Annotated in this window: 6 protein-coding genes; 3 read left to right on the top strand and 3 right to left on the bottom strand. The window is 81.0% G+C overall.

Going from position 1 to position 4,778, the window contains the following annotated elements:
- Positions 1 to 118 precede the first annotated feature (118 nt).
- Together ACRYR7_RS24360 and ACRYR7_RS24355 are read right to left on the bottom strand one after the other, a co-directional pair.
- The gene (locus ACRYR7_RS24360; RefSeq protein WP_432574887.1) at positions 119 to 1,426 is read right to left on the bottom strand and encodes an AAA family ATPase; all 1,308 of its coding nucleotides are present in this window, start codon (positions 1,424 to 1,426) and stop codon (positions 119 to 121) included.
- On the bottom strand, positions 1,423 to 2,244 hold the full coding sequence (locus ACRYR7_RS24355) for a hypothetical protein (protein WP_432574885.1): 822 nt from the start codon (positions 2,242 to 2,244) through the stop codon (positions 1,423 to 1,425). Before ACRYR7_RS24355 ends, ACRYR7_RS24360 begins: the two co-directional genes overlap by 4 nt.
- 101 nt (positions 2,245 to 2,345) lie before the next feature.
- On the opposite strand from ACRYR7_RS24355, the gene ACRYR7_RS24350 reads away from it, so the two are divergent.
- A complete protein-coding gene (locus tag ACRYR7_RS24350) occupies positions 2,346 to 2,570 on the top strand; it encodes a helix-turn-helix domain-containing protein (protein WP_432574884.1) in 225 nt (74 codons plus the stop codon).
- An 82-nt stretch (positions 2,571 to 2,652) separates the two neighbouring features.
- Here the strand turns inward: ACRYR7_RS24350 and ACRYR7_RS24345 are convergent, their stop codons facing one another.
- Entirely contained in the window at positions 2,653 to 3,180 is a 528-nt protein-coding gene (locus tag ACRYR7_RS24345; protein ID WP_432574882.1) for a hypothetical protein, read from the bottom strand.
- Positions 3,181 to 3,362: 182 nt separating this feature from the next.
- Between ACRYR7_RS24345 and ACRYR7_RS24340 the strand changes: the two genes are divergently transcribed.
- A complete protein-coding gene (locus ACRYR7_RS24340; protein WP_432574881.1) occupies positions 3,363 to 4,118 on the top strand; it encodes a LysM peptidoglycan-binding domain-containing protein in 756 nt (251 codons plus the stop codon).
- A 67-nt stretch (positions 4,119 to 4,185) separates the two neighbouring features.
- Complete coding sequence (locus ACRYR7_RS24335) at positions 4,186 to 4,722, top strand: Rv3235 family protein (protein WP_432574880.1); 537 nt, start codon at positions 4,186 to 4,188, stop codon at positions 4,720 to 4,722.
- Positions 4,723 to 4,778: the final 56 nt, after the last annotated feature.

Genomic DNA, 4,778 nt, shown 5'->3' with positions numbered 1-4,778 from the left:
ACCCGGAGGAAGATCTTTCAGGAAGGGGTGACACCCGCTGCGAGAACCGGCCGGTTCCCCGTCCGTTCCTCCCCGCCGCGCGGTGTGACCACCACGTTAACGACACCCCACCACCCGGTCAAATCGCGGCGAGGTCACCGGGCACCGGGGGCAGGGCGGGCACGGCGACGCCGTCCTCCAGCTGCTGGGCGAGCTGCTCGAGGGCGCGGCGCAGGGCGCTGCGCCCGGCCACCTCCCGCAGCGCGCGGCCTGCCAGGACCGCCTGGTCGGCCGCGGCGTCCTCGGGCAGCAGCACGGCGTCGGCGACCCCCGCGAAGCGGTGCAGGGCGGCCGCCACGCGCCGGGGCGCGGGCGCCCCGACGGCCGAGGCGCGCATGCGGGAGAGCACCGCGACGGCGGGGACGCCGGGAGCCACCTCCTCCAGGCGCTGCCAGGTGCGGATCCAGCGCTGCAGCCCCACGGGGTCCGCGGCGCCCACGACGAGCACCACGTCCGCGGCCTCCAGCGCCACCCGCGCCGCCGCGTCGCGGTCACTGCCCTCGTCGTCGTCCAGGCCGCCGGGGAGGTCGAGCACCAGCCAGTCGGCGCTGCCCGCGGCGACCTCCAGGACCCGCCGCAGCCCCACGGGCCGCAGCTCCGACCACCGGCGGGGGTCGGGCGAGCCGGTCAGCACCGCCAGGCCCGGCAGCACCACGGCCGCGTGCCGCTGCAGGGTGCGCGCGTCGAGCCGGCCCTCGGTGGCGGCCCGCACGGCCGCCATCACCCCGGGGGCGTCGTCGAGCAGGCCGAGCAACTGGGCCACGCAGGCGCCGCGCGTGTCCAGGTCCGCCAGGACGGTGACGGCACCGGTCGCGGCCAGCTCCGCGGCCAGGTTGACCGCCACCGTGGAGCGCCCGGTCGAACCTGGCGGACCCCAGACGGCGACCGTGCGCCCGGGTCCTCCCGGTGCACCCTCCTCCGGCTCCCCCGGGGCGGTCGTCCCCGGCGCGGCCCCGTCGGGGGCGGTCGCACCCGGCACGGCGCTGCGGGCGCGTTCCTCCTGCGCGGCCGCGGGGTGCCCGACGGCCTCGGCGGCGGCGACCGCGGCGCGGGCCAGCACGGCGGGGTCCTCCCCCGCCCCCGCGAAGCGCCGGGCGCCCAGGGCGCGCCACCGGTGCTCCAGGGCCCCGGCCGCGTCCCCGTCGGGCAGCACCACCAGCAGGCCCACGCCGTGGCGCTGCAGCGCGTCCACGGCCTCGGCGTCCGCCCCCGGCAGGTCGGCGCCCAGCACCGCCACCCGGGCGAGCCCCGCGCCGGCCGCGGCGAGCACCTCGGCGAGGTCGGCGCAGCGGCGGACCACGACCACCTCGCGGCGCAGGGGCTCCCAGCCGGCGACGATGCGGGCCTCCGGCGAGCCGGGCACGGCCACCAGCACCGGCAGGCTCACGAGGGGGCCCCGGCGCTGCCGGGCACCGGTACCAGGACCACATCGGCCTCGACGGCCAGTGCCCGCAGCACGTCCGGCAGGGCGCCCTGCGGCACCAGCACCTGCACGTCCGCGCCCGAGGCGGCGGCCAGGGCCGCCGAGCGCGGGCGCACCGCGACGACCTCCGCCGCGGTCACCAGCTGCTCGGGCCGGGGCCGGCCGTCCTCCCCCGTCGCCCCGGAGGACGGGGCGATCTGCCCACCGGCGCCGTCGGCGGGCCAGGCCACCCACACGTCCGCCAGCGCCCCGGTGCGCACCCCGTCGGGCAGGGCGCCGGCCAGGGGCAGGCTCACCGCCCGCTCCACCAGGTCCCCGGCGGGCACCACGGCCGAGCGCGGCAGCAGCTCGCCGGCCGACAGCCCGCGCAGCGCCACCCAGCCGGAGGCGGGCGGTTCGTCGGCGGGCAGGTAGGCGGCGGCGGTGGCCCCCTCGACGGAGACCTGCGCGACGCGCAGCTGCGCGGTGCCCAGCGCGCTGCCGGCCCCCACCGGCACCGCGACGGCCCACACCCCCGTCGTGGCCCGGGCCGCCTCGACGGTGCGCGCACCCAGCACCACCGAACCCAGCACCAGGGCCAGCCCCACCAGCAGCCGCGGGTCGCGCCACGACGGGGCGCGCAGCCTGCGCGCCCGCTCCGCCGTCGTGCCCTCCCGGCGCGGCGGCACCGCCCCCGGCGTCGTCCTCGTGCGCACCCGCGCCCCCTCCCGGTCCGCGCCGGACCGCCCGGTCGCGACGGCCATGGTGGCCCCGGCGGACCAGCGGCCCGGGCCGTCGTCCACAGGTCACCCGAACGGTCCAGGGGGCGGGGGCGGGCGTGCGAGGATGCGCCACGCCGCCGCCGCGCCGGTGGCCGCCGACCCGCTCCCGGACAGGAGACACCGTGCCCGCCCGCTTCCTCCCGCTCGCGGACGTCGCCGAGACCCTGGCCATCTCCTCGGCGCAGGCCTACGCCCTGGTGCGCAGCGGCGAGCTGCCGGCCATCAAGGTGGGCGGGCGCGGTCAGTGGCGCGTCGAGGAGTCGCAGCTCGAGGCGTACATCGAGCGCATGTACGCGCAGACCCGGGAGAGCGCCCAGACCGCGCAGCAGGGCACCCGCTCCTCCTGACCGCGGCCTGACCCCCGCCTGACCCCTCCCCGCCCCCGCACCGGGCCGCCACGGCGGCCCTCGGCCCGGGAGCGGCCGGTGCTCACCCCAGTTCGGTGACGCTCAGCAACGACGCGTGCGGCACCGTCACCGCCTCCACCCCGCGCTCGGCGGGCACGGCCACGTCGACGTGGTCGGCCCCCACCCGCGAGAGCCGCCCGCGCAGGTCCGCGGCCCGGGTGCGCACCAGCACGCCGACGTCGGCGCCGGCCAGCGCGCGCAGCGCCAGCACCAGCGTGCGGCGCGCCACCACCGGCCCCGGCGGGCTGCTGCGGCGCGCGAGCCCGCGCACGGCGCACACCGCGGCCGTCGGCACCAGCACCTGGCGCGGTGCGGGGGCGCCGGCGGCCAGGAGCACCCAGCCGGGCCCGGCGGCCCGCACCGGCCCGGCCACCCAGCCGCCGTCCGCCAGCTGCACCGACAGCTCCCCGTCCGTGGCCAGCAGCCGGCCCAGCAGGTCCACGGAGGCGACGTCGCGAACCCGGCGGTCGGCCACCTCCGCCTCCCGCTCGAGCCGCTGGGCGTGCGCGAGGCGGGCGTCGAGGTCGGCGAAGAGGTCGTCCCAGCGCACGTCCCCACGCTACGGGCGCTCACGGGGCGTCAGACCGGTGCCGCCGAACGAGCGGTGTGCGGCGCCTGTGCTGGCCCTGAGACACCACCCGTCGGTACACAAGCCGCACCAAACAGCAGCAAACGGCACGATTGAGCACTTAACGAGGCCGAACGGCTGCCTCCCCCATCGGAAGGAGTCCCGTGCCCCGCACCCGCCGCCCCGGGCCGGCGCGCACCGGTGCCGTCCTGGCCGTCGGCGCCCTGCTCGCGGCCGCGCCCGCCGCCGGCGCGGCCGGCCTGGCGCTGCTGACCGCCCCGGCCGCCCGGGCGGCGCTGGCCGGCACGGCCGGCGCCGCGGACCTGCTCGTGGCCCTGTGCGGTGCCGGCGCGTGCCTGGTGCTGAGCGCGCTGACCGGCAGCGTGCTGCTGGCCGCGCGCGCCGAGGCCCGCGACCGCGCGCACCGCCCCGGCCGGCCCGCGGCCGCCGCGCCCGGCGGGACGCCCGGCGTGCCGCCCCTCGTGCGCCGCGCCGTCGCGCTGGCCGTGGGCCTGGCCCTCGGCGGGGCCGCCGCGACGGCCGCCTCCGCGGCGCCCCGGGTGCCCGTGCCCGACGCCGGGTGGGCGGCCGCCGCGCCGCTGCAGCCGGGGGCGCCGGCGAGCGTCGGGGCCCCCGCCCTCGCCCCGGAACCCGGGTGGGCGGCGCTGCCGGACGCCCCCGCGGTGCCCGAGCTGCCCCGCGCCGAGCTGCCCGGCGGCACCCGGCCCGCCGACGAGGGCGCGCAGGTCGTCGTCCAGCGCGGGGACAGCCTGTGGTCGCTGGCCAGGGCGCTGAGCGGCCCCGGCGCCGCGCCCGCCGACGTCCTGCGGGCGCAGGAGCACCTGTACGCCCTCAACGCCGACGTCATCGGCGCCGACCCCGACCTGCTGCTGCCCGGTCAGGTCCTCCGGCTGCCCTGACCGGACGCTCCGCCCGCACCGGCCCCACCCGCACCACGCTCGACCCACGACCCCCAGGAGGTCCCCCGTGCCCGCGACCGCGGCCCTGCTCGTCGACGACCCCACCGCGGCCCCCATCCGCTCCGCCCCCCGCCTGCGGCGCTACCCGGTGCCGCTGGCCGCCCCGCCGCTGGTGGGCGAGCCGGGCGCGGTGACCAGCGTGCTCACGCACCTGAGCCCCGACCAGGGCGTGCTGGAGCTGGACCTGCCGCGCCGCGGCCCGCGCGCGGAGCTGCCCGAGGTGGGCGGGTGGACCAGGGGCTACCTCGTGGTGCTCCTGGAGGTGCTCAGCGGCCACCGCCCGCCGCAGCAGCTGCTGCGCTGGTCGGCCGCGGACGTCTACGCCGACGTGCAGCGCCGCGCGGTCCTGGGCGCCCGGCTGCGCGGCGGGCGCGCCGCCCCCGGCCCGCGCCCGCACGTGCTGCGGGTGCTGCCGTGCGCCCTGGACGCCGGGACCGTGGAGGTCGGCGCGGTGGTGCGCTGCGGCGAGCGGGTGCGCGCCCTGGCGCTGCGCGTGGAGCGCCGCCACGAGCGCTGGCGCGTCACCGCCCTGGAGGTGGGCTGAGCCGCGCCGCGGCCGGGCGGCACGACGGCCCGCCCCCGGGGGACCGGGGACGGGCC

It is taken from the genome of Kineococcus gurbantunggutensis (genome assembly GCF_050871925.1).
Classification (GTDB): Bacteria; Actinomycetota; Actinomycetes; order Actinomycetales; family Kineococcaceae; genus Kineococcus.
This window is presented reverse-complemented; position numbering and strand designations above follow the sequence as displayed.